Genomic DNA, 26,938 nt, shown 5'->3' with positions numbered 1-26,938 from the left:
TCACCGTTCCGACACCTCCAGGGTGAGCTCTTCCGCGCGCAGGCAGCGCACGTCGCCGACGATCGGGACGGGACGCGTCCCGCAGTCCTCCCGCGCGAACGCGCAGCGGTTCGCGAAGCGGCATCCGGCCGGCCACTCGCCCGCGAGGGGGACGCCGCCGGGGATCGTCGGCAGCCGGTCGGCCTCGGCCTCGCCGGACGGGTCGGCGGCCAGCAGCGCCGCGGTGTAGGGGTGCCGCGGCCGGTCGAACAACTCCCGCACCGGGCCCGTCTCGACGATCTGGCCCGCGTACATCACCGCGGCCCGGTCGCAGCTCTCGGCGACGACGCCGAGGTCGTGGGTGATCAGCAGGACGGCCATGTCGAGCTCGTCGCGCAGGCCGAGCAGCAGGTCGATGACCTGGCTCTGCGTCGTCACGTCGAGGGCCGAGGTGGCCTCGTCGGCGATCAGCAGCCGCGGCCGCGCCGCCAGCGCGATGGCGATCGCCACCCGCTGCGCCATGCCGCCGGAGAACTGGTGCGGGTAGTCGTCGAGGCGCCCCTTCGGGTTCTCGACGCCGACGCGGTGCAGCAGCTCGGCGGCCCGGTCCCGGGCGGCGGCCTTCGACAGTCCGAAGTGGACGCGCAGCGGCTCGGTGACCTGCCGTCCGATCGTGTGCACGGGCGACAGGGCGGTCATCGGGTCCTGGAAGACGACGGACACGCCGCGCCCGCGCACGTCCCGCAGCGCCTTCTCGGGCAGGCCCGCGATCTCCCGGCCGTCCAGCCGCACCGAACCGGCGGCGAGCCGGGTCGCGGGCGGCAGGAGGCCGAGCACCGCGCGCGCGAGCATCGACTTCCCCGAGCCGGACTCGCCGACCAGCCCGACCATCTCGGCGCGGCCGACCGTGAGCCGCGCGTCCTGCACGAGCGGCACGGGTTCCTTCCCGGGCCGCTCCAGCTCGACCGTCACGTCCCGGACCTCCAGGACGGCCCCGCCCTCGGCACCGGCCTCGGCGGCGACATCCGCCGGGACGGCCTTCGGGACGGGCGCCTTCGCGAGGACGGCCTTGCGGCGGCGCGCGGGCTTCGTGCGGCCGCCCGCGAGCGCGTCGCCGATGCCGTCGCTGACGAAGTTGAACGCCAGCACGGTCACGACGATCGCGAGGCCGGGCGGGAACGGCAGGAAGGGCTGCCGCGCCTGCTCGGTCGCGGCGACGCTGAGCATCCCGCCCCAGCTCGGCTCGCTCGCCTCCAGCCCGAGGCCGAGGAAGCTCAGCGCCGACTCCACGCCGATCGCCGCGCCCATGTAGACGGCGGCCTGGACGACGAGCGGCCCGGCGAGGTTCGGCAGCACCTGCCGGAACATGATCTCCGGGGTGCCCAGCCCGGCGACGCGCGCCGCGTCCAGGTACACCTTCTCCCGTTCGGCGAGGGTCACCGCGCGGGTCATCCGGGCGAAGCTCATGCAGAAGATCAGCCCGATCGCCAGCATCAGCGTGCCCATGCCCCGCCCCAGGACGGCGATGACGGCGAAGCCGAGCAGCATCCCCGGCAGCGCGTCGGAGACGTCCATCGCCCGCGAGCCGATCCGGTCCCACCAGCCGCCGAGGTAGCCCAGCAGCAGCCCTAGCGGCACGCCGATCAGCATGGCGACGCCGACCGAGCCGAACGCGACCAGCAGCGCGACCCGCGCGCCGTAGAGCAGCCGGCTGAGCGTGTCGCGGCCCAGTTCGTCGGTGCCGAGCAGGTGTTCCGCCGACGGGCCCCGCAGGAGCGCGTCGTAGTTCTGCGCCAGCGGATCGTGCGGCGCGATCAGCGGCGCGGCGGCCGCCGCCGCGACCAGCAGCAGCAGGAACGCCCCGGCGCCGAACGCCAGGGGCCGCCGCGCGGCGCGCCGCATCAGCGAAGTTCTCATTGTGGACGCACCTTCGGATCGAGCAGGCCGTACCCGACGTCGATGAGCAGGTTCAGGGCGGTGATCAGCACGGCGATCACCAGGACCCCGCCCTGGACGACCGGGAAGTCCTTGGCGACGACGCTGGTCAGCAGCAGGTTCCCGGCGCCGGGGAACGCGAAGACGGCCTCGACGACGAAGCTGCTGCCGAACAGGATGCGGAAGGTGAGCCCGGCCGTAGCCAGCACCGGCACCATCGCGTTCTTGAGCGCGTAGCGCAGGACGATCGTCCGGCGCGGCACGCCCGCGGCGGTGAGGGTGTCGATGTAGGGGGAGGCGAGCGCCTGCACCATCGCGCCGCGCGTCTGCCGGGCGATCAGCGCCGCCGCCGGGATGCCCAGCGCGAGCGACGGCAGGATCAGCCCCCGCAGCCACGCGACCGGGTTCTCGGTCAACGGCGTGTAGGCGACGACGGGCACCCACCCCAGCTTGACGGCGAACAGCAGCGACAGGATCAGGCCGAACCAGAACTCCGGGACGGCCAGCCCGACGGACGTGCCCGCGCCGATCGCGCGGTCGGCGGGGCCGGGCCGCGTCCCGGCGATCGCGCCGAGGCCGATCCCGAGGACGAGCGCGACGACCATCCCGCCGAAGGCCAGCGAGAGCGTCGCGGGCATCCGCTGCACGATCAGGTCGGTGACCGGCAGCGACGACGTGTAGGACACGCCGAGGTCGCCGCCGAGCGCGTGCCCGAACCAGTCGCCGATCCGCTCGAAGACGGGCCGGTCGAGGCCGAGCCGCGCCTCGACCTCCCGGATCCGTTCGGGGGTCGCGGTCGCGCCGAGCATGGCCCCCGCGGGGCTGCCGGGCACGAGGTAGGTCAGTGCGAAGACCAGGAGCGAGACGGCCGCGAGCTGCGGCACCGCGAAGACGAGGCGGTACGCGATGAGCTTCCTCATCGGCGTCCCCGCCCCGCCGCCCGCGTGACCGTCGCTCGGGTGATCGTCGCCCGGAGCGTGATCACCACCGGCTACTCACCCGCCGGCCGCAGGTCACGGTAGTTGATCATGTTGGTCTCCCAGGGCTGGGACGGCGCGTCGACGCCCTCGACCTTTCCGGACTGCCACGCGATCGTCTCCTCGCCCGCGACGTGCCCGCAGGTCAGCGCCTCGTCGGAGACGATGCGGGCGACCTCGCCCCACAACCGGGCCGCCTCGGGGGACGTGCCCGCGGCGATCGCCTTGTCCGCGGCCTGCTTGAGCGCCTCGCTCTCGACGCCGGACGGGTTGCCCGGCGCGTCCTCCGCGAACCACGCCTTGTACCAGTCGTAGGCGGTGAGTTCGTCGTTGCTGCCGAGCCCGAGGGCTACTTGCCGCTGTTCCATGTCGAGAAGAACTGCGGCGGCGGCGCGACCTGCACCTTGATCTTCATGCCGAGCTTCGCGAGCTGCGACGCGTACACCTGGTTCTGCTTCTCGGTGAACGGCGCCGCGAGCACGGTCGCCTCGACGGGCGGGCTGCCCGCCTCCTCGTACAGCTTTTTCGCCTGCGCCAGGTCGTGCTCGTAACCCTGGATCTGCGCGTTGTACCCGGCCTCGCCTTCGGCGAAGTGCTGGTTGCGCGGCTTGAAGTCGGGCTCGACCTTGGCGAGCGCCGCGGTGTCGAGCGCGTAGCACGCGGCCCGGCGCACCTTGACGTCCTCGAACACACCGCCGGGGCCGCGGTCGAAGAACATCGGGTTGTTGCGGATCGCGGGGTAGGCCAGGGACTCGATGCCCGGGGTGCCCTTGAGCCGGCTCAGCTGCGACCGCTCGACGTCGGTGACGGCGACCTGCCCGCTGCTGAGGGCGCCCGCGGCGGCGTTGTCGTCGGGGATCGCGTAGAGCTCGATCGTCTCGAAGCCGACGCTGTCGGGGCCGCCCCAGTACTTGGGGAAGGACGTGAACGTCATCCGCGTGCCCCGGGTCGAGGCGTCCGGGTCGTACGCCCAGGGGCCGGTGCCGACGGGCTCCTGCGCGATGGTCCCGGCCGCGATCGCCTTCGGGCTCGCCATCGGCGTCGCCCGGGTGGACAGCGTCGTGAGCAGCGACGGGGTCGGCTCGGACAGGTTCAGCCGGACGGTGTGCTCGTCGACCGCGTCGATCGACTCGATGACCTTCAGCGGGCCCGCGTACGGGCCCTTGCTCTTCTGGACGGTCTCCAGGTTGACCTTGACGGCCTCGGCGTCGAACGCGGTGCCGTCGTGGAAGACGACGCCCTGGCGGAGCGTCAGCGTGAGCGCCTCGTCCGTCTGCTCCCACTTCGTGGCGAGCACCGGCGTGATCTCGCCCTGCCGGTCGAGCGCGACGAGGTTCTCGTACGGCACGCGCATGTAGCCGGCCTCCATCTCGGCGCCCGGCGCCCAGCTGTCGGGGAAGCCGCCCCAGTTCACCGCGAGGACGCCGGACGCCGCGCCGCCCGCACCGCCCCCGGAGCCGCCCGAGCATCCCGTGAGCGCCAGGGCGGCGGCGGCCATGACCGCGATGACCGGTCTCGCCGCTCTTCTCGTCTTCCCTCTTTGCGTTTTCATCGCGATGGGATTCCTCCTCGGCCGGAGCAGTCGGGGGTGGGTGCCCGCCGGGGGCTCGGCATTTCCGGCGGAAACCGGCGAACCCCCGGTGAACAGGGCCCTCATGCTCCAACCCGGGACCATCGCGATCCAGTCGGGGAGCCGCAAGTTTAGGATTCACGTTCCGCACGGGTGGCGGCCGGGCGGCCGAATGGCGGCGGCGGTGCGGGGCGGATCCGGGGAAGGACCGGGTTCAGGGAAGGGCCGGGTTCAGGGAAGGACTTCACCGAACCGCACAGTCCGCTCCGTCAGTTTCGGACGCACCGTGCCGAGGATGTGCTCCGCGAAGTGTTCCGACGCGGCGTGGGCGTCGAAGGCCGCCCGGTCGGTGTACTCCTCGTACAGGATGAACGCCGTGTCCTCGGTGTCGGCGTGCACGACGTACCGCAGGTTCCCCGGTTCGCGGCGGGTGTGCTCGCGCATCAGCAGCAGCGATTCCCGAATGAGATCGGCGTCCTGCGGCTCGCACCGGTAGCGGGCGATGACGGCGTACGACATGGTTTCCTCCCGTGCGTGGGGCGGGTCGACCGGCCGATTTCACCACGCGGACGCGCCCCGGCAGGGCACGGACCGTGCAAGCAATGCATGCCTCAAAGACCGTGGTCGGCGCGTGCCGCGCTTCTTATCGTTGGCCCTCGATGCTGGTCTCCCGCGAATTCCCGTAATGGCATTGAGGAGCAGAGATGGTCGTACAGCCGATGGAGACTCTCTCGGGAGGCCGCTGGATCGGCGCGGAGAACTGGGTCGACGTTTTCGACCCCACCGACGTCCGTGCGCCCGTGCTGCGGATCCCCGCGCTCACCGCCGGGGACGTCCGCGCCATGTACGACGCGGCGGAGACGGGCTTCGCGGCCTGGCGGCGGACGTCCCCGTTCGAGCGGGCCCGCGTCATGGTCGGCGCCGCCGGGCTGCTGCGCGAGCGGCTCGACGAGGTTGCCGCCGACATCGTCACAGAGAACGGCAAGACGCTCGCGGAGGCGCGCGGCGAGGCGGGCAAGGCCGCCGACTTCCTGGAGTACTACGCCGGAGCCGCCCGCGAGGGCCACGGCACGCTGCTGCACGACGCCCGTCCCGGTCACCGCGCGGGCTTCCAGCGGGAACCGCTCGGCGTGGTGCTGGCGATCACGCCGTGGAACGATCCGCTGCTGACCCCGGCCCGCAAGCTCGCGCCCGCCCTCGCGGCCGGGAACGCCGCAGTGCTGAAGCCGGCGACCGAGACGCCCATGTCGGGCATGCACCTCGCCCGGGCCCTGCACGACGCGGGCCTGCCCGCCGGGGTGCTGAACGTCGTCACCGGCCGCACGTCGCAGCTCTCGGACGCCCTGCTGGACGACCCGCGGATCGCCGCCGTCACGTTCACCGGCAGCAACGGCGTGGGGGAGGGGCTGCGGCTCCGGTTCGGCGCGCGCAGCGTCCGTTTCCAGGCGGAGATGGGCGGGAAGAACGCCACGGTCGTCCTCGCGGACGCCGACCTGGAGGCCGCGGCCGCCACCCTGATCCCCGCCGGGTTCGGGCAGGCGGGACAGCGCTGCACCGCCACCAGCCGCGTCCTGGTCGAGCGCGCCGTCTACGGGCGGTTCCTGGAGATCCTGCGGGCGGAGGTCGCCGTGCTCCGGCTCGGCCCGGGCAAGGACCCCCGGACGACGGTCGGTCCGCTGGTCAGCGCGTCGCACCGGGACGGCGTCCTCGCCGCCATCGCCAAGGCGGTCGTCCAGGGCGCCCGCGTCGAGACCGGCGGGTCCGCGCCGGAAGGCGACCTGTTCGACCACGGCTGCTACGTGTCGCCGACGATCCTCACCGAGGTCACCACGGAGATGGACGTGTGGCGCGACGAGGTGTTCGGCCCCGTCGTGATCGTGCGCCCGGTCGACGGCCTCGACCAGGCGATCGACGAGGTGAACGACTCGGTCTTCGGCCTGTCCGCCGCCGTGTTCACCCGCGACCTCGGCGCCGCGTACCGGTTCATCGACGAGGCCGACTGCGGGCAGGTCGCCGTGAACACCGCCACGTCCGGCTGGGACGTCCACCACCCGTTCGGCGGGTTCCGCGACTCCGGCTCCCCGTTCAAGGAGCAGGGTTCGGAGGCCCTCCGCTTCTACACGAGGGTCAAAACGTTCGCGATCAATTCCCGGAGCTGACGGGTATCGCCCCCAGAATGGATCGTGAACGAATGGAACACGCGCATGACTGACCAGGTCACCGGCATCGTCGGGGCGGGCATCATCGGGCTCGCCATCGGCCGGGAGATCACCCGGCGGCGCCCCGGGACACGGGTCGTCGTCATGGAGAAGGAAGACCGGGTCGCCGTCCATCAGACGGCGCACAACTCCGGCGTCGTGCACGCCGGGATCTACTACACGCCCGGCAGCCTCAAGGCCGAGCTGTGCACCCGCGGCCGGGGCATGATCCGCGACTACTGCGCGGAGAAGGGCCTGCCCTACGACGAGTGCGGCAAGCTCGTCGTCGCGGTCACCGGCGAGGACGTGACGCGCCTGGACGACCTCGAACGGCGCGCCGGCGTGAACGCGGTCCCGGGCATGCGGCGGATCGGGCCCGCGGAGATCCGCGAGATCGAACCGCACGGCACCGGGCTGGCGGCCCTGTACTCGCCGCACACCGCGATCACCGACTACGGGCTGATCGCGCGGGCGTTCGCGGACGAGATCGTCGCCGCGGGCGGCGAGGTCCGCACGTCCTTCCCGGTCACGGGCGTCACGAAGCTCGCGGGCGGCGGGCTGGAGGTCGCCTCCGGCGAGCGGACGGAACGGGTGGACGAGCTGATCGTCTGCGCGGGCATCCACGCCGACACCGTGTCCGGCCTGGTCGGCGACGAACCCGGTCCGCGCATCGTCCCGTTCCGCGGCGAGTACATGACGATCGTCCCGGCGAAGGCGCACATGGTGCGGGGCCTGATCTACCCGGTGCCCGACCCCCGCTATCCGTTCCTCGGCGTGCACTTCACCAAGCGCGTGTCGGGGGACGTCGAGGTCGGCCCGAACGCCGTCCTCGCCCTGGCCCGCGAGGGCTACCGGCGCTCGGACGTCTCGCTGCGGGACCTGCGCGGGATCGCCGGCTGGCCGGGCATGTGGCGGATGGCGGCGCGGCACTGGCGGACCGGCGCCCGCGAGATGTACGGCTCGTTCTCCAAGCGCGCGTACATGAAGGCCGCGCGGCGCTATGTGCCGGAGATCGGCGCGGGCGACGTCGTCCGGGCTGGGGCGGGCGTGCGCGCTCAGGCGCTCGACCGCGACGGCTCGCTGGTGGACGACTTCCGCGTCAACCGGCTCGGCCCCGTCACGACCGTCCGGAATGCGCCCTCGCCCGCGGCGACCTCCTCGATGGCGATCGCCGAACACGTTCTCGACGTCATCGAGGGCGTAAAGAAATCCTGAAAGCGGACGGTCGAATCATGCAACAACCGCTTGCGCGGCACAGGCTTCGCATCATTCCAATCCCGCTCTAACGTCGTAAATAACTCCCCCCGCAGAAAGCGGGAAGAGGAAAAGGAGCACAGCATGTTCGTCGTCGACTCCCAGGTGCACATCTGGAAGGAAGAGACCCCGGACCGTCCGTGGGTCCCCGGCGCCCGCGAGCGGATCCGCCTGAACGGCCACCGTGAGGAGCCGTTCAGCCACGAGGAGTGCCTCGCGCTGATGGACGAGGCCGGTGTCAACCGCGCGCTCATCCTGCCGCCGTCCTGGGAGGGCAACCGGATCGACTACTCGCTGGAGGCGTGCGAGGCGCATCCCGAACGCTTCGGGATCATGGCCCGCATCCCCCAGGACGACCCGGTCGAGGGCACGGCCATGCTGAAGGACTTCGCCCAGAACCCCCACATCAAGGGCACGCGGCTCACCTTCCACCGGCCCCAGGACCGCAACTGGATGATCGACGGCACCAACGACTGGTACTGGCCGGTCGCCGAGGAGCTCGGCATCCCCACGATGGTGCACGCCCCGATCTGGAAGGCCGAGCTCGGAGCCATCGCGGCGAAGCACCCCGGCCTCAAGATCATCATCGACCACATGGGCATCATGGCCCGCTGCGTGGACGACGCGATCGGGTACTGGGTGCAGGAGACCGCAGACCTGTACGAGCACCCGAACATCCACGTGAAGGTGTCGGCGCTCCCCGGATACTCCACCCGGCCGTTCCCGAACCTGAACATCGAGAAGTACGTCCGGCAGATGGTCGACGCGATGGGCCCGGAACGCTGCTTCTGGGGCACCGACATCACCCGCCTGCTCGGCCACGGCCTCAACTACACCGACACGATCGAGCAGTTCACCAAGCACTTCGACTTCACCGCCGAGGAGCTGGAATGGATCATGGGCCGGGGCATCTGCGAGGTCCTCGACTGGCCGATCGAGAACTGAGAAAGCGTCCATGACGGAAAGCGGCATGACGGAAAGCGGCATGACGGAAAACGGAATGACAGAAACCGGAATGACGGATACCGGCACCGCGGATACCGGCCCCGCGGGAACCGGCCCGACGCGCCGCGCCGACGGCGGCGACGCCGTCGTCGCCGCGTTCGACGCGATCGGCGCCGACTACGTTTTCTCCTCGCCGGGCTCGGAGTGGGCGCCGGTGTGGGAGTCGCTCGCCCGGCGCCGCCGCGACGGGCTGCCGGCCCCCGCTAACCTCGACCTGACGCACGAGACGGTCGCGGTCGGCATGGCCACCGGCTATGCCCTGGTCACCCGCCGCGCCCAGGGCGTGCTGCTGCACGCCGGGCCCGGCCTGCTGCAGGGCTCGATGGCCGTCCACGGCGCGCTGCTGGCCGGTGCGCCGATGGTCGTGGCGTCGTCGGAGTCCGCCACCTACGGCGACGGCGGCGGGCCCGACCCGGGCGCCCAGTGGTACCGCAACCTGTCGGTCGTCGGCGGCCCGCACCAGATGGCGCGGCCGTGGACCAAGTGGGCGAACCAGGCGGGCGACGTGTCCGTCCTGCCCGGAATGCTCATGCGCGCCGCCGAACTCGCCGAACGCGCCCCGGCCGGACCCGCCTACCTCAACGTCCCCCTGGAGGTCCTGCTCGATCCCTGGGACGGGCGCGACCTCAAACCCCTCGCCGCGAAGGGCACCACGGTCAGCGCGCCCGCCGAGATCGAGGCCGTCCTCGAACTCGTGGCGGCCGCGGAGAACCCGGTGATCGTCACCGAGAGCGCGGGCCGGGAGCCCGGCGGGCTGGAGGCGCTCGTCGGTTTCGCGGAGGCCCTGCAGATCCCGGTGGTCGAGCCGGAAGGCTCGTCCGTCTGCACGAACTTCCCCCGGACGCACCACCTGCACGCGGGCGGCGACCTCGGGCCCTTCATGGACACCGCGGACCTGATCCTGCCGGTGAACTGCCGGGCCCCGTTCTACCCGCCGAGCAGGCGCCCGGCGAAGGCGAAGATCGTCGTGCTCGACGAGGTGCCGCAGCGTCCGCACATGGCCTACCAGGTGCTCTACGCCGACCACTACCTCGAAGGGGGCGTCGCCGCGACCCTCCGCGACCTGACCCGCCGGGTCCGGGACGGGGGCGTGGCGGACGGCGCCCGCGTCGCGGCGCGGCGCGAGGCCCGGCGAGCTCGGCACGCGTCCGACACGGAGGAACTGGCCGACGGCGAGGCCCGCGCGGCCGACGGCGACGGGATCGACCCGATCCGGGCGGCCGTCGTGCTCCGCGAGCTGCTCGCCGACGACGATCCGATCATCGTGGACGAGACGATCACCCACAGCCGGTTCGTCAAGCGGCACCTGCGGCGCGGCACCCCCGACTCCTACTTCTACGTGCAGGGCGGCCTCGGCCAGGGCATCGCCGTCGCACTCGGGGTGAAGCTCGCCGCGCCGGACCGTCCGGTCGTCCTCACCGTGGGCGACGGATCGTTCATGTACAACCCGATCGTCCAGTCCCTCGACGCCGCGAAGACGCACGGGCTGCCGCTGCTGATCGTCGTCTTCAACAACCGCGAGTACCGGTCGATGAAGATGAACCACCTGCGGTTCTACCCGGACGGCGCGGCCGTGCGGACCGGGGACTTCCGCGGCGTCGACCTGTCCGGGCAGCCCGAGCTGTCGCGGTTCGCCGAACCGTTCGGGATGCACGCCGAGGCGGTCGAGAAGCCGGACGAACTCGCGCCCGCGCTGGACCGGGCGATGACAGCCGTCCGGGCCGGCACGACCGCCGTCGTGAACATCTCGGTCTCCCGCTGAACGAACGGAGCGAAACTACCCATGCCACCAGCGAAAGTCGTGGTCCCCGCCGACGACCTGAAGGGCTTCGTCGCCGATCTGTTCGCCCGCGCGGGCGTCCGGGCCGAGCACGCCGCCACCCTGGCCGACGTGCTGACCTGGGCGAGCCTGCGCGGCGTCGATTCCCACGGCGCCACCCGCGTTCCCCGCTACCTCGAGATGTTCGACTCCGGCGTCGCGAACCGCGACCCGGCGTCCGCATCGTGTCCGACGCCCCCGCGGCGGCCGTCCTGGACGCCGACCGCGCGCCCGGACCCGTCGCGCTGACCGCCGCCGCCGACGAGGCGGTGCGCGGGCCCGCACCAACGGGATCGGCGCGGTCGGCGTGCGCACCACCGTCCACACCGGCGCGATCGGCTACTACACGTCCCGGATCGCCGAGGCCGGGCTCGTCGGCGTCGCGTTCGTCGCCGGGATGCCGAACATGGGCTACACCGGCGTCAAGGGCGCCGCCGTGGCGACCAGCCCGCTGTCGATCGCCGTGCCCGCCGCCGGGCGCCCGCCCGCGCTGCTCGACATGGCGACCGCCCAGATCGCCCTCGGCAAGATCGCGCAGTACCGCAACGCGGGCAAGGAACTCCCCGAGGGGACGGCCGCGACCGCCGACGGCGTCCCCACCACCGACCCGAACGTCGCCGAGATGCCGCTCCCGCTGGGCGGCGCCAAGGGCGCGGGCATGTCGCTGATGTTCGAACTGATCACGAGCGTCCTGCTGGGCGCGCCCGTCCTGTCGTCCTTCCACGGCGAGACCCGGACGGCCGCAGGCACCGGCAGAACGCGCTGATCATCGCCCTCGACCCGGCGCACTTCGGCGGCGACGGCTTCGCCGCTGCGGCCGCCGCGACCCTCGGCACCGTCAAGGACCTGCCGCGCGCGGACGCCGGCACCGAGATCCTCTACCCGGGGGAGCGCGGCGCAGCCACCGCCGAGACCCGCGCCGCGAAGGGGATTCCGGTCTCGGCGAAGGTCTGGGGCGAGCTGCGGACGGCCGCCGACAGGCTCGGGGTCGCGCCCCCCGAACCGGTCGCCTGATGGCCGGGCCACCACGTCGCGGCGGGCCCCGCAATCCCGTCACCGCGGTCGGGCGGGTACCGGACGCGACGGCCACGCGGCCGCACCGCGGCGCCCCCCGCGTCCGCGTGTCGATCTCGGGCCACCGGCGGCCCGGCCACGACGAGGACCGCCGGCAGATCGCCGAACGCGCCCGGAACCGCGAGGTGGAACGGGAACGGGACGCCCGCTGACCCGCGTCCGGCCCCGGAACCCCAGAGCCCCGGGGCCGGACGCGACCGCCCCGGCCCGGCGGGTGAATGGGCGGCGGACGCGCGGGTAGCCCCGCGCTATGTACACCGCGAACGTCACACTCGAACTCGGAGACGCCGCGCTGCCGGGCGATCTGGCCCTGCCGGACCGTCCGGGCGGCGTGGTGCTCTTCGCGCACGGCAGCGGCAGCTCCCGGCACAGCCCCCGCAACCGGGCCGTCGCCGCGGGCCTCAACCGGGCGGGCATCGGGACCCTGCTCATCGACCTCCTCACCGCCCGCGAGGGCGAGGTGGACGACGTCACCCGGGAGCTGCGCTTCGACATCGGCCTGCTCACCGGACGGCTCATCGGCGCGATCGACTGGCTCGCCGCCGCGCCGCGGACGGCCGGAACCCCGATCGGGCTGTTCGGCGCGAGCACCGGCGCCGCCGCGGCCCTCGCCGCCGCCGCCGACCGCCGCGAGCACGTCGGCGCGGTCGTGTCGCGCGGCGGGCGTCCCGACATGGCGGGGACGGCGCTGGAACGGGTGAACGCGCCCGTGCTGCTGATCGTCGGCGCCCGCGACCCGGACGTGCTGCGGCTGAACGACGACGCCGCGGGCCGGATGCACCATGCGACGCACCGGCTGGAGGTCGTCCCCGGCGCGTCGCACCTGTTCGAGGAACCCGGCACCCTCGAACAGGCCACGGACATGGCCGTCCGGTGGTTCGGCCACTACCTGAAGCATCCCGTCACGGCATGACGACCCTGGACCTGGTGCGGGAGGCGCCGTTCCGGTTCCGGATCGAGCAGACCGGCGCGATGCGGGTGCCCGGCGTCGTTTTCGCCTCCAGGGAACTGCTGGACGCGGCCGACCGGGCGGTCGGGCAGGTCGCCGACGTCGCCGCGCTGCCGGGCGTGGTGGCGGCGTCCTACGCCATGCCGGACGTGCACTGGGGGTACGGGTTCGCGATCGGCGGCGTCGCCGCCACCGACCCGGGCGAGGGCGGCGTCGTGTCGCCCGGCGGCGTCGGGTTCGACATCTCGTGCGGCGTCCGGCTGCTCGCCGCCGACCTCGACGCGGCCGCGCTCGCGCCCGTCTGCCGGGACGTCATGGACGGGCTCGACCCGGCGATCCCGCGCGGCATGGGCCGGGGCGCGGTCTGGGACCTGCCCGGACGGTCCGCGCTGACCGGCATCCTGACCGGCGGGTCCAGGTACGCGGTCGAGCGCGGCCACGGCGACGAACGCGACCTGCTGCGCTGCGAGGACGCCGGGGCGGTCGCCGACGCCGATCCCGGACGGGTGAGCGAGCGGGCCGTCGAGCGCGGCGCCCGGCAGGTCGGCAGCCTCGGCTCGGGCAACCACTTCCTGGAGGTGCAGCGGGTCGCCGAGGTGTACGACCCCGCCGTCGCGGAGGCGTTCGGGATCCGCGCGGGGCAGATCTGCGTCATGATCCATTGCGGGTCGCGGGGGCTCGGCCACCAGATCTGCACCGACCACGTCCGGGAGATGGAACGGGCGATGCCGGGGCACGGCATCGAGGTGCCCGACCGGCAGCTCGCCTGCGCGCCCGTCGAGTCGCCCGAAGGCCGCGCCTACCTGGGCGCGATGGCCGCCGCCGCGAACTACGGCCGCGCCAACCGGCAGCTGCTCGCCCAGGCCGCCCGCGAGGTGTTCCGGCGCGTCGCCGGGGCCCGCCTCGACCTGGTCTACGACGTCTCGCACAACCTCGCGAAGATCGAGGACCATGTCGTCGACGGCCGCCGCCGGACCCTGTGCGTCCACCGCAAGGGCGCCACCCGGGCGCTGCCGCCCGGCCACCCCGACCTGCCCCCCGACCTGCGGAGCGCCGGCCAGCCGGTGCTGATCCCCGGGACGATGGGCACCGCGTCCTACGTGCTCGCCGGTGTACCCCGACGCGCCCGCGTTCGCGTCCGCCTGCCACGGCGCGGGCCGCGCGCAGAGCCGCCACCAAGCCGCCCGCGGCGTCGACGGGAAGAACCTGCGCACGACCATGGAGCGGGACGGCATCGCCGTGCGGGCCTCGTCGTGGCGCGGGCTCGCCGAGGAGCACCCGGGCGCCTACAAGGACGTGTCGTCCGTGGTCGAGGCCGCCGAGGGCGCGGGCCTGTGCCGCAAAATCGCCCGCCTCGTCCCGGTCGGCGTCGTGAAGGGCTAGCCGCCTTTTCCGTTGACCTGCGGCGTGTTGCCCTTATGGGCGCCCGGATAAGGGCAACACGCCGCAGGTCAACGAACTCGGCGGACTTAGACGTCGACCGTTACGGCGCAGGACCAGGCTCCGGACGCGGGGTCGGGGGCGAACCGCAGGCCGTGCAGGGAAACCGCCTTGGGCACCGCGCCGACCGCCGTCGCCTCGACCACGTCCCCGACCGTCAGCCGGGCGGTGAGACCGCCGCCGGACGGGACGAACGCGGCGTCCAGCACGATCTCGCCCTCGACCTCCAGCCGGAAGATCACCTCGTCGAGCACCGACACGAGGAGGTCCGCGTCGGGGCCGGGCGGCACGTCCAACTCGACGGTGCGCAGCCGCCGGACGCGCGAGACGTCCGCGAAGCCGTCGACCAGCCCGGTCACGGCCTCGGCGATGCAGAGCTCCCGGGTCGCGCCCACGCCTCGATCCGCAGGTCGGCCGTGTGCGGGACGCCCCGGTGCCCCCGCCCGGACGGGCCGCCGCGTGCCACGCGCAGCGCGTACCCGCGCCCGCGCGGGCGAAACCCGTCCCGCTGGGCGGGAACGCCGCACCCGTCCGGCGACCGGCGTGCCTAGCGTCCGGGGATGGAGATCACCGCCGCCGCCACGATCGAGGAACGCGTGGCCGCCCTTGAGGCCGTCGAACAGATCAAGACGCTCAAGTACCGGTACCTGCGGGCCTGCGACCACAAGGACGCCGACGCCTTCCGCGACTGCTTCGTCGCCGAGGGCGCGTCCATGGACTACGGCCCGACCGGCTCGTTCGACGACCGCGACGCCCTCACCGCCGTCTTCACGAACGTGGGCCTCGCCCGGGACGACGACGGGCGGTACGTCGTCCTGGACATGCACCACGCGATGCACCCGGTGATCGAGCTGCTCGGCGCCGGACGGGCGAAGGGCGCGTGGACGCTCCGGTTCCGGCAGGTCGACCGGGTCGCCGGCACCGAGGCCGTCAGCGCGATCGAGTACGACGACCGCTACGAGATCGAGGACGGCCGGTGGCTGATCCGCTCGTCCCGGGTGACCGTCCTGTGGCGCATCGCCCGCCCCCTGCCGGACGGCGTCACGTTCCAGGGCCGCTTCGCCTGACGCCCTGCGATCAGAGCCCGTCCAGGTAGCGGGCGACCGGGCCCAGCGTGAGCACGCCGCTGCCCGCGCCCGCCAGCTCGCCCGCCGCCGGGACGAGCGCGGCGCGGGCCCGCGCCAGCGCCGTCCCCGTCGCCCACCAGGGCCGCGGCCCGCGCCACCAGGCACCACATCGCCTCCTGCATCAGGTCGGGCGGCGGTTCGGGGACCCGCCGTCAGCGCGGCCGCCGCGTCGCCGTCCCGTCCCTCGGCCAGCAGGACGAGCGGCCGCGCCCACGGCTCGTAAGGGCCCCAATCCACCGGCCCGGTCGGCGCGGGCAGGCCGTGCGGGACGCGCACGCTCAGCAGCGCGAGGGGGAGCAGGCCCGCCTCCATCCCCGGCATCCCGGCGTCCGGCAGCAGCCCGGCGGCGTCCCGGTAGGCCGCCTCCGCCTCGTCCGGCGGAGCGCCGCCCGCGGCGAGCTTCAACGCCGCGTACCAGCGGGTGAACACCGTGACGAGCGGACGCTCGTGCCGTTCGGCCAGCCGGTCCGCGGCGTCCGCGTGCCCGTCGGCGGCCCCGAAGTCGCCCAGCGCGCTCCGCGCCTGCAGCCGCACCAGATGCCCGAGCACCTCGTACGTCGCCAGCCCGTTCCGCGCGGCGAGCCCGACGAGTTCCGCCCCGATGCGATCCCGTTCCGGGGCGAGGCCCGCCCGCCCGAACGTCTGCATGAACACCGCGTTGAGCGCGAAGCACAGCAGGGCGGGATCGTCCAGGCGCCGCGCGATCGCCTCCGCTTCCCGGGCCGCCAGCCCGCCGCGCCCGCCCCGGTCGCCGCGCCGCTCCAGCCCGACCGTCGCGAGGAGGCGCGCCCGCGTCGCGTCCCGTCCGTCCGGCAGCGCGGCCAGGGTCCGCTCGGCGGCCGCGACGACCTGGGCGGCCTGCCCCGGATCGTCCACCCGCGTCCAGATCGCCGGGACGTCGTAGAGGCCGATCACCCGCGCGGTCAGTTCGGGATCGCCCAGCTCCTCCGCCGCGTGCACCGCCTCGACCCGGTGCCGCCGCGCCGCGAGCAGCCCGTCGCCGCCGGTCACCGCGAGGTCCCGCAGCAGCCCCACCGTCGACTCCAGCCGCGACCGCGCCCGCACCGTCCGGTCGTAGGCGGCCGACGCCCGCGCCCACACCCGCTCCGCGCGCCCGCCGGGTCGAGCCGGTCCGCCTGCCGGAGGATGTCCTCCTCCAGCCCCCGCAGCCCCGGCCCGGGATCGATCCCGAGCTGCTCGACCAGCAGGCCCTTCGCCCGCCGCAGCACCGCGAGCGCGTCGCCCTGCCGTCCCGTCCGGTAGAGGGCCAGCGCCAAGAGGCGCCAGGCGTCCTCCCGCCGCGGGTGCGCGGCGGCGTGCGCGTCGAGGTCCGGAACCGCCTCCGCCGCCCGGCCCAGCTCCACCAGCGCCTCGGCGCGCCGCTCGACGGCGTGCAGCCGCAGCTCCGTCAGCCGGGACCGCTCGCCGCGCGCCCAGTCCTCGTCGGCGAAGTCGGCGTACGCGGGCCCGCGCCACAGCCCCAGCGCCTCGTCCAGCGCGGCGACCCGCTCCTCGTACGGCAGCGCGGCGGCGTCCCCGACCACGCGCTCCAGCCGCCACGCGTCCACCTCACCGGCCCGCAGCGCGTAACCGGGCCCCTCGGCGACAGCAGCGTCGCGGCGCGCGCGGCGGACGGTCCGGCTCCACGGCCCGCCGCAGCGCCGCCACGAACGTCCGGACGACGCCCACCGCGTCCGGCGGCGGATCGTCCCACAGGTCGTCGACCAGCACCCCGACCGGCACCACGCGCCGCCGCGCGACGATCAACCGCGCCAGCACCGCGCGGTGCCGCGGCCCCCGCAACCCGACCGCGTTCCCCTTGTCGTCCCAGGCCGCCACCGGCCCCAGCACCCCGAACCGCACCCCTCGGTTATAGCTGCTCATCCGATGCTCATTCACCCGGCCCAACCTGGAGGCACACCGAACGAAGGAGCTCACCGTGAAGATCGAAGGCTTCGACTACCACCGGATCCCCGTCGCCGACGCGTCCGTCTCAACACGGCCGTCGCGGGCACCGGCAGCCCCGTCGTCCTCCTGCACGGCTTCCCGCAGACGCACCTGATGTGGCGGCACGTCGCCGCCGACCTGGCCGCCGACCACACGGTCATCGTCCCCGACCTGCGCGGCTACGGCGACAGCGACAAGCCCGCCGAAACGTCCCCGGACACCTATTCCAAGCGGACGATGGCCGCCGACGTCGTCGCCGCCGCCCGCGCCCTCGGCCACGACCGCTTCGCGCTCGCCGGGCACGACCGCGGCGCCCTCGTCGCGTTCCGCGCGGGCCTCGACCACCCCGGCACCGTCACGCACCTCGCCACCCTCGACGTCCTGCCCACGCTCGACATGTGGGACGCGATGCACGGCGTCGGCGCCGCCGTCGGCTTCCACCTCTACCTGATGGCCCAGCCGCCCGGCCTCCCCGAGCGGCTGATCGCCGGTGCCCCCGACGCGTTCTTCGGCCACTTCCTCGACCTGTGGGCCGGTTCCCCGGACGCGATCCCCGCCGACGTCCGCGCCGCCTACCTGGCCGCGTGCCGCGACGCCGTCCCGTCGATCGTCGCCGACTACCGCGCGTCCGCGAACGCCGACGTCGCGCACGACCGGGCCGACCGCAACGCCGGGAACCGCCTCGCGATGCCCGTCACCGTCCTCCAGCAGGACTGGGGCGCCGCACTCGGCTACGACGCCGAGGCCCTGTGGCGTCCGTGGGCCTCCGACCTCGTGCACGCGACCGTCCCGTGGGGCCACTTCATGGCCGAGGAAGCGCCCGCGGAGGTCGTCGAGACCCTCCGCGACCTGCTCGCCCGCTGACCGACGGACCGTCCCGGGGCCGGCGACGTGGACGCCGCCGGCCCCGTCCGTCACCGAGTCAGGACTTCTGCGCGGAGGCGCCGACCGCCTCCTCATCGGTGGGCGGCTGCGCGTCTTCCGGCACGGCGTGCCGCTGCATCTCCCGGAACTGCAACGCGAACACCGCGTGCGACTCCTGCTTCAGCCCCTTGGCGAGACTGAACATCATGATGCAGGCCAGAATGAAGATCGGCAGCCCGATCACCGTGATGACCTGCTGCAAGGCCGCGATCGCCGCATCGCCCCCGAGGACGATCAGCGCCGCGGCCAGCATGCCCTCGGAGATCCCCCAGAACAGCCGCTGCCGCACCGGGCCGGGATCCTCGTCGCCGGAGCAGAGCATGTCCACGACCAGCGACGCCGAGTCCGACGACGTCGCGAAGAACAGCGCCACCACCACGACCGCGATGCCCTGGATCAGCGTCACCGCCGGGAAGTTCGAGAAGAACTCGAACATCGCCAGCGGAACCTGCTTCTCCTCGACGACCTTCTGCGTCAGTGCGCCTCCGCCGTCGCCGCCGATCCCGTCCAGCCGCATCGCCGACCAGCCGAAGATTGCGAACCACACCACGGTGAAGACCGACGGGGCCACGAGGACGCCGCCGACGAACTGCCGGATCGTCCGTCCCTTGGAGATGCGTGCGAGGAACACCCCCATGAACGGAGCCCACGTGACCGTCCAGGCCCAGTAGAAGACGGTCCAGCCGCCCTGCCATCCCCAGCCGCCGTCCTTGGTGTAGCCGGCCATCGAGTCGTTCCACAGGGACAACCCGACGATGCTCTCCAGGTACCGTCCGGTGCTCTCGAAGATCTGCCGCAGCAGGAAGACGGTGTCACCGAAGAAGAGCACGAACAGCATCAGCCCGACGGCCATCAGGATGTTGAGGTTCGACAGCCGCTTCACGCCCTTGTCCAGGCCCGCCACGATCGAGCTGACCGCGACGGCGGTGAGGACGGTGATCACAGCGACCCGGGTGCCGACATTGTCCGGCAGCGGAGTCAGGACCTCCAGGCCCGCCGTGATCTGCGACGTGCCCAGCCCGAGCGAGACCGCCAGCCCGAACAGGGTGCCCAGGACGGCGAAGATGTCGATCGTCTTCCCGATCGGTCCGTGGATCCGGTCCTTCAGGAACGGGTAGAACACCGAACTGACCCGCAGCGGCAGGTTGTACCGGTAGATGAAGAACCCGAACGCGAGGCCAGGCAGCGTGAAGATCGCCCACGTGTGAAGGCTCAGGTGGTACAGGGAGAAGTTCATCGCCTCCCTGGACGCCTCGACCGAGTGCGGCTCCACCCCGGCGTGCGGCGGCCCCGCGAAGTGCGAGATCGGCTCGGCGACGCCCCAGAACATCAGCACGGTCCCGATGCCACCGGCGAACAGCATCGCGAACCATGAGAGGTTCCCGTACTCGGGACGGCTGTCGTCCCCGCCGAGCCGCAGGTTGCCGTACCGGCTGAGCGCGACCCACACCAGGAAGATCAGCCAGACGGTCACCCCGAGGATGAAGAACCAGCCCAGATTGGTGACGATCCAGTCCCGTCCCGCGGTGAAGGCGTCGTTGATCTGCGTCGGCAGCAGCAGCACCAGGGCGAGGAACGTGACCATCAGCCCGGCCGAGACGAAGAAGATGGAGGGGGCCGTGTGCAACCCGAGCCTGCGGACCACCGCCGCGCCGCGCCCGCCCGCGGGGTCGCCCTTCGGATCACCTCTCGTTTCGGTACCGCCGTTCGGAGGGTTCGCCATACTTGACCTTTCGTGTGGAATTAACGGACAGTCGGCGATGATGACACCGATGGTTTGACGCGATCCATCCGAGGTCTCCACCCGAGCGACAGCGGAACCCGATCGTTACCACGAGGAAATGGTATCGAAATCGAAAATCACGTTTCGCGCTCCGACTACTGCAGTCGCAATGACCTTGTCAAATGCCGACGCCGCGGCCCCGTCGCAGGCGAGCCGGATGCCGCGCCGACCTCACGTCACGAGGAAAGGGCCGTGGTGTTGGAATTCCCCAATGAGAATTCGGGTTGCGGATCGAGGGTTCTAAGGTGCTCCCATATGGCGTTCCTTGCGCCGGGGGGAGCGGCAACCCTGCGGCGTCGCGGGTGTTCTAATGTCTTTTCCGGTGATCTCGGGGTGGGAGAGTGGGACGTGACGCAGTGGCTCATTGAGGTGGACCCGCCTTCTACGCGCGGTGCGGGGCCGACGTTCGGCTGGGACGACGGGTATGAGATATCGGTCGGGGTCGAGGCCGGAGAGGTGGTCGTGGCCGCCAACCGGGAGGGGCTGATCTCCCTGGCGCGCCATCTGCTGACCCTGGCGCAGGAGGGCGTTTCCCCCGGCGCGCACGTCCACCTGACCGCCGGGCAGGAGATCGACTCGTCCAGCGACCTGATACTCGAACGCCACTGACGACCCGTCGGGGTGCCGCATTCGCCTACGGCCCCGCCGCACCGGTCGGCTCTCGCCGAGGGCGCCGAGCCCCGTCACGCCCGCGGTCGGAACGCGGGAGCCCCGCCGGTTCCCGGCGGGGCTCCCGATCGTGCTGGGCGGCCGTTTCTGGGCGAGCCTCACCACCGTCGAGCGGGACGCCTTCCGCGCGGCGGCGACGGTCGCCCGCTTCTCCAGTGGAGAGATCCTCTGGCGCGAAGGCGAGATGGCCGACCACGTCTGGGCGTGTTCGGCGTACGGGACGTCGAGCTGCGGTCGCTCGCCGAGCGGCGGCCCCGGCACGGCAAGCTCCTGGAATGGTCCATCGGCGGTCGGTGGCACGCCCTCACCGGCAGCGCCGGCGCCGATCATGATGCGGGTCCTGCTCGCCCGCCGGTTCGTCCGGCTGCTCGCGCGGGGCGTCTGGGAGACCGGCGACGAGTCGTGGCGCGCGCCGATGGCGCGCCTCGCCCGCGGGCTGGTCCCCGAACCGGCCGACGAGCTTCCGGACGAGGCGGTGGAGCACGTGACGGCGCTGACCGCGGTCTGCATGGGGCTGCTGCGCGGCGGTGTGTCGCCGACCGGCGGCGGTCCGCACGACCTGCTCGCCGCCCGCACCTGGGACGCCGTCCGGGTGCGGATCGCGGGGGCGAGGCCCGAACCGGCCGGGAGCCTCCTCGTCCCGGCGCGCGTCGCCCGCGCGCGCGTCCTCGGCCGCGGGGAGTACGAACGCCTGGTGGACCTCGCCGCCGATCCGCTCGCTCCGGCCATCGACGAGTTGGCGGCGGAGAGACTGGACGTCGAGCACGACGCGGGGCTCTACCGGGTGACCGGGAGCTTCGGCAACCCGATCCCCGTGGCCGGTCGGGTCGCCACCCGGCTGGGACGGCACGTGGACACGGTGCTCGTCCACGCGGTCGGCGACCGCGGAGCCGCGTTCGTCGCCTGGCGCCGCCCCCACCTCGTCCTGGCCAGCACGCCGACCTGGCGCGGCTGGCGGGTGTACCGCCTGTCCGGGCTGGTCACCCCCGAGACGCGGCTGAGCGGCGACGGCGGCCCTCCGGCCATCGGGCTCGTCGGCAAGCCGGTGCGGCTGGAGGAGGTCCCGCCCGAGGAGGCGCGGGACGTCCTGACGACTGATCCATCGCGCGTCGACGACACGGACGGCTTCCGCTGGTGGACTCGGGCGAGCCTCCGGGCCGACGAGAAGCACCGTTTCGACGATGCCTGGGTTTGCCTGCGTCCCGCCCTCCGCCGCGGTTCTCCGGAAGATTCGCCACGGTGCCGCTCCGGTGCGATCTCGGCTGCGGCACCGAGGACGTGCTTCTCGTGCGGCAACGACCGCATGGGCGCCCGTCCCCGTCAGGCGTCTGGTCGCAGGCCCTTTTCGACGAGGTCGATCAGGTCGTGCACGGCCGGGCCGGCGAGGTCGTCGGGGAGTCCGCGCAGGGGGCCGTCGATGAGCAGGACCGCCAGGCCGTGCACGCACGACCAGACCAGGAACTCGGCCCCGGGGCGGCGTTCGGAGGGCATGAGGCCGCAGGCGAGCAGGTCGTCCAGGGCGGCGCCGAGCAGTTGGAACGGGGTCAGGCCGCCCTGTCCGGCGGAGGCGGCGGCCTGGGCTCGGGTCATGTCGTCGGGGACGTAGAAGGCGGCGCGGAAGAGACCGGGTTCGGTACGGGCGAAGCGCAGGTAGCCGGTGCCGACGGCGCGGAAGCGGGCGCGGGCGGCCCGGGCCGGATCGTCGGCCGGGGCGAGGGCGGCGAGGTCCTCTTCCATGGCATGGGCCAGTTCGGCCATGGCCTGGAGGGAGATCGCCTGTACGAGGGCGTCGCGGTTGGGGAAGTGCCGGTAGGCGGCGTTGGGGGCGACGCCGGCCCGCCGGGTGGCCTCGCGCAGGGCGATCGAGTCCGGGCCGCCCGCGCGGGCCAGTTCGGTGCCCGCCTCCAGGAGCGCCTGGTGCAGGTTGCCGTGGCGGTAGGTGTCGCGGGTGGGCTTGCCGGAGGGCTCGGGCATGACCGTGACCTTTCAAGTGGACAGCGTCCACATGAGTATGCCATGATCCTTCCACGCTCCGATGTGGACGGCATCCACATAGCGTTTTCCCTGTTCAGGAGGTATTGGCATGAGCCGGAAGATCGTGGCTGGGCTGTTCGTCTCGCTGGACGGAGTGGTGGAGGCGCCGGAGAGGTGGCACTTCCCCTACCTGAGCGAGGAGATGGGCGCGGCGGTGGGCGGGATGTACGCCGAGGCCGACACGCTGCTGCTGGGCCGGGTCACCTACGAGGCGTTCGCCGCGGTGTGGCCGCACCGGACCGGAGAGATGGCCGAGGCAATCAACGGCATCCGCAAGGTCGTGGCCTCCACGACCCTGGATCGGGTCGCATGGCACAACTCCACCCTGATCGAGGGCGACGCGACCGTGGCGGTCAAGGAGCTCAAGGACCGGCCCGGCGGGACGATCGCGGTGTCGGGCAGCGTCGGCCTGGTGCGCATGCTCCTGGCCGCCGGTCTGCTGGACGAGCTGCGGCTGCTGGTCCACCCGTTGGTGGTCGGCACCGGCATGCGCCTGTTCCCCGAAGGGACCGCGCCGGTCCCGCTGGAGCTGGCCCGCTCGGCGACCTTCGCCAACGGCGTCCTGGACCTGACCTACCGGCCCGCCTGATCCACCCCCCTTCGAGAGAGAACGGAACACACCATGAATGTTCAGATCAAGGTCGAGACCAAGACGCTTCAGGTGCCCGGCGCGCGCCTGCACTACGAGGTCCGGGGCGCCGGGCCGTTGCTGCTGATGATCCCGGGCGCGCCCGCCGACGCCGGCGCGCTGGCCGGACTGGCGTCCGTGCTGGCCGACCGCTACACCGTGGTCACCTACGACCAGCGCGGACTGTCCCGCAGCACCCTGACCGGGCCGCCCGCCGACACCGACGTCGCGGTCTTCGCCGACGACGCCCACCGGCTGCTCGCCGCCTTGGGGGACGAGCCCGCCCACGTGCTGGGCAACAGCGGCGGTGCCCTCACCGCCCTGGCCTTGGCCGCCCGCCACCCCGAACAGGTCCGTTCCTTGGTCGTGCACGAACCGCCGCTGCCCGAACTGCTGCCCGACCGCGACCGGTGGCGGGCCGCCTTCCAGGACGTGGGCGACACCTACCGCGACCACGGCGCCGGGGCGGCGATGGGCAAGTTCATCGCCACCGTCGACGGGGAGAACGCCGCGCCCCCGGCGATGCCCGACCCGTCCCAGATGCCGCCCGAGGCGCTGGAGATGATGGGCCGCATCCAGGGCAATCTCGACTTCTTCCTGTCCCACGTGCTGCTGCCGGTACTGCGCTTCACACCCGACCTCGACACGCTGCGCGAGGCGCGGGTGCCGGTCGTGGTGGGCGTCGGGGCGGCCTCGGGCGACGGTGTCCCCGCCCTGTCGGCCCGTGTTCTGGCCGACCGGCTCGGGGTCGAGCCGCTGGCCTTTCCCGGCGACCACCAGGGACTCGCCCTCGACGCGGCCGCCTGCGCCGACATCGTCCACACCGAACTCGTCCGCACGGCCTGACCTTCACCGGCAGAAACGGAGTCTGAACATGACCGCACCGGCCAAGGGCGACCCCGCCAGCTATTTTCCCTCGATCGAGACCAAATACGGGCGTCCCGTCCAGGAATGGATAGACCTCATCGACGCCTCGGCCCTGACCAGGCACATGGAACTGGTCTCCTGGCTCAAGTCCGAGCACGGCCTCGGGCACGGCCACGCCAACGCCCTGGTCGCCCACACCCTCGCCGGCCGGACGTAGGCCGGACGGCACGGGCGCGGCCCGGTACGCGCAGCAGGTCGCGCGAAGAACTGCAGGTCGCGGTGGCCGTCGCCGTTCTCGGCGGTCGCCGTGATCTGCTCGCGGAGTTCGACGGGAGTCCGCTGCATTAGCATCGCGGCATGAAGTCGTCGCGTGTGCAGTCGTTCTTCGCCGGGGTGCTGGTCGCCAACGGCGCCCCCCATTTCGCGAGCGCGGTCAGCGGTCGCGAGCATATGACGCCGCTGGCGGGAAGGGGGTCGGGCGCCGTGACCAACGGGGTTTGGGCGGGTCTCAACCTCGCCGGTGGCGTGGTGCTGCTGCGGCTGGCGCGGAAGGGGAAGGACGAGCCCCGCTGGGATCGCGATCTCGTGGCCTTCGAGACGGGTTATCTCGCGTTCGCTTCGTGGATGGCGCTCTCGGAGCGGTTCTTTCCGATGAATTCCGAATAAGGCGCCGCCGGAAAATCGTTTTGGAGTCGCCGGAGCGTCGGGTGATGATGACAGGCGATGACTATTCGGTTGGCGGGCGGCGTGGTGGCCGCGCAGCAGTGCGCGTGGGTTCCGGGGGCGGCGGGGCCGGAGCGGGTGACGAGCCCGGACGCGCGGCCCGGCGCCCGGTCGTGCTCGGCCCGGAGGGCGCGCCGGACGACGAGGTCGCGCGGGCCGTCGCCGCGCTGCGGCTGCTGTTGGCGGACGCGGCGCGTGGCGGCGGGCGCGGGCGTCGATCTCGGCGGGGGATTTCGGTCCGGACGCCTCGCGGTGAGCGCGGCGATCAGCGCGACGCGGTGCTGGCCGCGCTGCGGGCCGTCGGCGTGCGGGACGCGCGGCGCCTGGGGGACCGGGCCGCGGTCATGGTCGCGCTGTTCGGTCCGGCGGCCACCAAGCGGGTCGGGCCGCGGCGGCGCGGGCGGCCGAGGAGGGACGCTGGGACGCGCTGCATCTGGCGTCCGCCGCGAGCGACGTGCTCGGCCCCGAGCAGCTGGAACGGGTGCTGGAATTGGACGCGCCGGAACCGGTGATCCCCGGGACGCCGCCCTCCGCGCTGGGCGAGGATCTGCGGCGCGTGCTCGACGCGGTGCCGCGTCCTCGCAGGCTGGACCTCGTCCTCGACCTGTGGGGACGGGTGGTGGACGGGCGGATCGAGGAGGCGCGCCGGGCGCGCCGCCAGGCGACGCAGTCCCGCCGCGATCGCATGGCGGACCTGATCGCGCGGCGCAGCCATTTCGCGGACGAGCGGGTCCTGCGGCATCTCCGGAGCGAGCGGCCCCCGGACGTGTCGATGGGGGAAGTCGCGCGGTGGGTGCCGCCCGACTCGTACTGGCACACCGTGCTGTGCGGGCTCGTCGTCGACGCGCTCGCCGCGACGGCGCTGCTGCGCACGGCCGTCGCGGTCGCCGACCACGGAATCGAGGAGGGGCTGGCCCGGTCCGCGAAACTTTTGGACGCGGTCGTCCACGAGGCCGTCGACGACGCGACGGTGTACGACGCGCGGCGGGTGCCGGGGCTGACGGGGCTTCCGGCCCGGCCCGGCGCCTACGTGCGGGACCTGCTCCGGCAGGTCGGGAAACCGGAGGACAGCAGGCTCATCGGTTACGTCCGCCCGCGCCTTGCGAGCGCGCGGGATTACGCGCTGGTGACCGTCCGCGACATCGTGGAGATCCTCGACCGGGACGGCACGCGCGTGCCCGGGCCCGCGCTGCGGGGCTGGGCGGAGCTCGGGCTCGAAGACTGGCGGCGGCGCGCCGGGTACGGCGGCGTGCGCCCGCCGGAGGAGTGGGAGGGCATCGGGCCGTGGGCGGAGCGGATGCTCGACGGCGAACCGTTGTCGGCCCGGGTCGCCGCGGCCGGCGGGGACGCCGCGGCCGTCGAGGTCATCGGCGACTTCCTCTGGTACGTGGACCTGATCGACGCGCTCGCGCAGGTGCACGGCCACGACCGGGCGCAGGCCGAGCAGGGCACCGGCGAGCCCTGGTACACGCACGAGGTGGAGCCCGCGCCGGAGACGGGCCCCGGGTACGAGTCGGTCACGCGGGCGGTGTCGGGCACCGCCCGGCTCGTCGCGTTCGGCGGGGCCCCGCCCAAGGGCGTCCGGACGTGGCCCGAGCTCGTGGACGCGCTGCTCGCCGGGACGGCCGTGACCGAGGTCCTCACGGGCGGGTTCGCGATTCCGGCGCCGCTGGCCGCGCTGGACGGCGCCGAGGTGGGCGGCCACCGGGTCAGGTTCGCGCGCAACGCGCGGGACCTGTCCGATTGGGGCGACTACATGGGCAACTGCATCCTGGTGTACGCCGACGACGCCGAGTCCGGGACGTCGGTGCTGGCGGGCCTGTACGACTCCGGCGGGCGGATGGTCGCCAACGCGGAGCTGGTGCCGCTCAAGCCCGCGGCGCGCGGCTGGAGCGTCGCCCAGTTCGAGGGACGGTTCAACCAGAAGGGGCCGAGGGAGCTGGGCGAGGCCCTCCGCCGCCGGATCGCCGCGATCCCCGGCGCCGGGCGCGCGGAGCCCGAGCCGGGCGAGGCGCGCGGACGGCGGCGCGCCGCCC

General features: G+C 73.1%; 29 protein-coding genes and 3 pseudogenes. 21 read left to right on the top strand and 11 right to left on the bottom strand.

Going from position 1 to position 26,938, the window contains the following annotated elements:
* From BJF79_RS16270 to BJF79_RS16250, 5 genes are all read right to left on the bottom strand, one after another.
* Entirely contained in the window at nucleotides 1-1,896 is a 1,896-nt protein-coding gene (locus tag BJF79_RS16270) for a dipeptide/oligopeptide/nickel ABC transporter permease/ATP-binding protein (protein WP_083733494.1), read from the bottom strand.
* On the bottom strand, nucleotides 1,893-2,834 hold the full coding sequence (locus tag BJF79_RS16265) for an ABC transporter permease (RefSeq protein WP_075898413.1): 942 nt from the start codon (nucleotides 2,832-2,834) through the stop codon (nucleotides 1,893-1,895). Before BJF79_RS16265 ends, BJF79_RS16270 begins: the two co-directional genes overlap by 4 nt.
* A 71-nt stretch (nucleotides 2,835-2,905) precedes the next feature.
* The gene (locus BJF79_RS16260; protein WP_075898411.1) at nucleotides 2,906-3,259 is read right to left on the bottom strand and encodes a hypothetical protein; all 354 of its coding nucleotides are present in this window, start codon (nucleotides 3,257-3,259) and stop codon (nucleotides 2,906-2,908) included.
* Nucleotides 3,241-4,443 (bottom strand): ABC transporter substrate-binding protein, encoded by a 1,203-nt coding sequence (locus BJF79_RS16255; RefSeq protein WP_262402113.1) that lies wholly within the window; start codon nucleotides 4,441-4,443, stop codon nucleotides 3,241-3,243. Before BJF79_RS16255 ends, BJF79_RS16260 begins: the two co-directional genes overlap by 19 nt.
* Before the next feature lie 249 nt (nucleotides 4,444-4,692).
* The gene (locus tag BJF79_RS16250; protein ID WP_075898407.1) at nucleotides 4,693-4,980 is read right to left on the bottom strand and encodes a putative quinol monooxygenase; all 288 of its coding nucleotides are present in this window, start codon (nucleotides 4,978-4,980) and stop codon (nucleotides 4,693-4,695) included.
* 185 nt (nucleotides 4,981-5,165) lie between these two features.
* On the opposite strand from BJF79_RS16250, the gene BJF79_RS16245 reads away from it, so the two are divergent.
* The 11 genes and pseudogenes from BJF79_RS16245 (at nucleotide 5,166) to BJF79_RS65585 (ending at nucleotide 14,143) form a co-directional block, all read left to right on the top strand.
* Entirely contained in the window at nucleotides 5,166-6,620 is a 1,455-nt protein-coding gene (locus tag BJF79_RS16245) for an aldehyde dehydrogenase family protein (protein ID WP_075898405.1), read from the top strand.
* A 45-nt stretch (nucleotides 6,621-6,665) separates the two neighbouring features.
* On the top strand, nucleotides 6,666-7,874 hold the full coding sequence (lhgO, locus tag BJF79_RS16240) for an L-2-hydroxyglutarate oxidase (protein WP_075898403.1): 1,209 nt from the start codon (nucleotides 6,666-6,668) through the stop codon (nucleotides 7,872-7,874).
* Nucleotides 7,875-7,997: 123 nt separating this feature from the next.
* On the top strand, nucleotides 7,998-8,858 hold the full coding sequence (locus BJF79_RS16235; RefSeq protein ID WP_075898401.1) for an amidohydrolase family protein: 861 nt from the start codon (nucleotides 7,998-8,000) through the stop codon (nucleotides 8,856-8,858).
* Nucleotides 8,859-8,928: 70 nt separating this feature from the next.
* On the top strand, nucleotides 8,929-10,680 hold the full coding sequence (locus tag BJF79_RS16230) for a thiamine pyrophosphate-dependent enzyme (RefSeq protein ID WP_075898399.1): 1,752 nt from the start codon (nucleotides 8,929-8,931) through the stop codon (nucleotides 10,678-10,680).
* Between the two features lie 21 nt (nucleotides 10,681-10,701).
* Entirely contained in the window at nucleotides 10,702-10,986 is a 285-nt protein-coding gene (locus tag BJF79_RS60190) for an Ldh family oxidoreductase (RefSeq protein ID WP_262402112.1), read from the top strand.
* A gap of 31 nt (nucleotides 10,987-11,017) precedes the next feature.
* Nucleotides 11,018-11,503, top strand: a pseudogene (locus BJF79_RS60185) (Ldh family oxidoreductase); the annotation flags it as partial.
* Nucleotides 11,500-11,751 (top strand): Ldh family oxidoreductase, encoded by a 252-nt coding sequence (locus BJF79_RS66945; RefSeq protein WP_410050096.1) that lies wholly within the window; start codon nucleotides 11,500-11,502, stop codon nucleotides 11,749-11,751. The pseudogene BJF79_RS60185 and the gene BJF79_RS66945, both read left to right, overlap by 4 nt.
* Complete coding sequence (locus BJF79_RS16220) at nucleotides 11,751-11,963, top strand: hypothetical protein (protein WP_075898397.1); 213 nt, start codon at nucleotides 11,751-11,753, stop codon at nucleotides 11,961-11,963. Before BJF79_RS66945 ends, BJF79_RS16220 begins: the two co-directional genes overlap by 1 nt.
* Before the next feature lie 98 nt (nucleotides 11,964-12,061).
* Nucleotides 12,062-12,724, top strand: coding sequence for a dienelactone hydrolase family protein (locus BJF79_RS16215; RefSeq protein ID WP_075898395.1), 663 nt, complete (start codon nucleotides 12,062-12,064; stop codon nucleotides 12,722-12,724).
* Nucleotides 12,721-13,821 (top strand): annotated as a pseudogene (locus tag BJF79_RS16210) (RtcB family protein); the annotation flags it as partial. The gene BJF79_RS16215 and the pseudogene BJF79_RS16210, both read left to right, overlap by 4 nt.
* 49 nt (nucleotides 13,822-13,870) lie before the next feature.
* Nucleotides 13,871-14,143 (top strand): RtcB family protein, encoded by a 273-nt coding sequence (locus BJF79_RS65585; RefSeq protein WP_316043358.1) that lies wholly within the window; start codon nucleotides 13,871-13,873, stop codon nucleotides 14,141-14,143.
* Between the two features lie 86 nt (nucleotides 14,144-14,229).
* Here the strand turns inward: BJF79_RS65585 and BJF79_RS66940 are convergent, their stop codons facing one another.
* Nucleotides 14,230-14,559, bottom strand: coding sequence for an archease (locus BJF79_RS66940; RefSeq protein WP_410050095.1), 330 nt, complete (start codon nucleotides 14,557-14,559; stop codon nucleotides 14,230-14,232).
* Between the two features lie 201 nt (nucleotides 14,560-14,760).
* On the opposite strand from BJF79_RS66940, the gene BJF79_RS16200 reads away from it, so the two are divergent.
* A complete protein-coding gene (locus tag BJF79_RS16200) occupies nucleotides 14,761-15,267 on the top strand; it encodes a nuclear transport factor 2 family protein (RefSeq protein WP_075898391.1) in 507 nt (168 codons plus the stop codon).
* A gap of 706 nt (nucleotides 15,268-15,973) precedes the next feature.
* Entirely contained in the window at nucleotides 15,974-16,231 is a 258-nt protein-coding gene (locus tag BJF79_RS66935; RefSeq protein WP_410050094.1) for a hypothetical protein, read from the top strand.
* Nucleotides 16,232-16,334: 103 nt separating this feature from the next.
* Here BJF79_RS66935 and BJF79_RS66930 read toward each other — a convergent pair whose 3' ends face one another.
* Together BJF79_RS66930 and BJF79_RS66925 are read right to left on the bottom strand one after the other, a co-directional pair.
* Nucleotides 16,335-16,895, bottom strand: coding sequence for a BTAD domain-containing putative transcriptional regulator (locus BJF79_RS66930; protein ID WP_410050093.1), 561 nt, complete (start codon nucleotides 16,893-16,895; stop codon nucleotides 16,335-16,337).
* A gap of 1 nt (nucleotide 16,896) precedes the next feature.
* Nucleotides 16,897-17,211, bottom strand: a complete 315-nt coding sequence (locus BJF79_RS66925; protein WP_410050092.1) for a hypothetical protein — start codon at nucleotides 17,209-17,211, stop codon at nucleotides 16,897-16,899.
* 55 nt (nucleotides 17,212-17,266) lie between these two features.
* On the opposite strand from BJF79_RS66925, the pseudogene BJF79_RS16190 reads away from it, so the two are divergent.
* Nucleotides 17,267-18,138: pseudogene (locus BJF79_RS16190) on the top strand (alpha/beta fold hydrolase).
* Nucleotides 18,139-18,196: 58 nt separating this feature from the next.
* Here BJF79_RS16190 and BJF79_RS16185 read toward each other — a convergent pair.
* Nucleotides 18,197-19,921 carry a BCCT family transporter gene (locus BJF79_RS16185; protein ID WP_083733493.1) on the bottom strand — a complete coding sequence of 575 codons (1,725 nt, stop codon included), beginning with the start codon at nucleotides 19,919-19,921 and terminating at the stop codon, nucleotides 18,197-18,199.
* Between the two features lie 408 nt (nucleotides 19,922-20,329).
* Between BJF79_RS16185 and BJF79_RS16180 the strand changes: the two genes are divergently transcribed.
* Nucleotides 20,330-20,590, top strand: coding sequence for a hypothetical protein (locus BJF79_RS16180; RefSeq protein WP_262402111.1), 261 nt, complete (start codon nucleotides 20,330-20,332; stop codon nucleotides 20,588-20,590).
* Between the two features lie 364 nt (nucleotides 20,591-20,954).
* Here the strand turns inward: BJF79_RS16180 and BJF79_RS16175 are convergent, their stop codons facing one another.
* Nucleotides 20,955-21,416, bottom strand: a complete 462-nt coding sequence (locus BJF79_RS16175) for a hypothetical protein (protein WP_143219963.1) — start codon at nucleotides 21,414-21,416, stop codon at nucleotides 20,955-20,957.
* 554 nt (nucleotides 21,417-21,970) lie between these two features.
* Nucleotides 21,971-22,624 (bottom strand): TetR/AcrR family transcriptional regulator, encoded by a 654-nt coding sequence (locus BJF79_RS16170; protein ID WP_075898387.1) that lies wholly within the window; start codon nucleotides 22,622-22,624, stop codon nucleotides 21,971-21,973.
* Nucleotides 22,625-22,733: 109 nt separating this feature from the next.
* On the opposite strand from BJF79_RS16170, the gene BJF79_RS16165 reads away from it, so the two are divergent.
* From BJF79_RS16165 to BJF79_RS16140, 6 genes are all read left to right on the top strand, one after another.
* On the top strand, nucleotides 22,734-23,273 hold the full coding sequence (locus BJF79_RS16165; RefSeq protein WP_075898385.1) for a dihydrofolate reductase family protein: 540 nt from the start codon (nucleotides 22,734-22,736) through the stop codon (nucleotides 23,271-23,273).
* A 33-nt stretch (nucleotides 23,274-23,306) separates the two neighbouring features.
* Nucleotides 23,307-24,158: an alpha/beta fold hydrolase gene (locus tag BJF79_RS16160; protein WP_075898383.1), complete on the top strand. Its 852-nt coding sequence runs from the start codon at nucleotides 23,307-23,309 to the stop codon at nucleotides 24,156-24,158.
* Nucleotides 24,159-24,186: 28 nt separating this feature from the next.
* Nucleotides 24,187-24,396, top strand: coding sequence for a DUF4287 domain-containing protein (locus BJF79_RS16155; RefSeq protein ID WP_075898381.1), 210 nt, complete (start codon nucleotides 24,187-24,189; stop codon nucleotides 24,394-24,396).
* Nucleotides 24,397-24,536: 140 nt separating this feature from the next.
* On the top strand, nucleotides 24,537-24,845 hold the full coding sequence (locus BJF79_RS16150; RefSeq protein WP_143219962.1) for a hypothetical protein: 309 nt from the start codon (nucleotides 24,537-24,539) through the stop codon (nucleotides 24,843-24,845).
* 104 nt (nucleotides 24,846-24,949) lie between these two features.
* Entirely contained in the window at nucleotides 24,950-25,414 is a 465-nt protein-coding gene (locus BJF79_RS16145) for a hypothetical protein (protein ID WP_143219961.1), read from the top strand.
* A partial coding sequence (locus BJF79_RS16140; protein ID WP_158079193.1) for a hypothetical protein occupies nucleotides 25,357-26,938 on the top strand: 1,582 nt, incomplete at its 3' end. The genes BJF79_RS16145 and BJF79_RS16140, both read left to right, overlap by 58 nt.

The sequence above is a fragment of the Actinomadura sp. CNU-125 genome (assembly GCF_001942465.1).
GTDB lineage: Bacteria > Actinomycetota > Actinomycetes > Streptosporangiales > Streptosporangiaceae > Spirillospora.
Note: the sequence above shows the minus strand (reverse complement) of the source record. Positions and strands in the feature narration are given on the sequence as shown.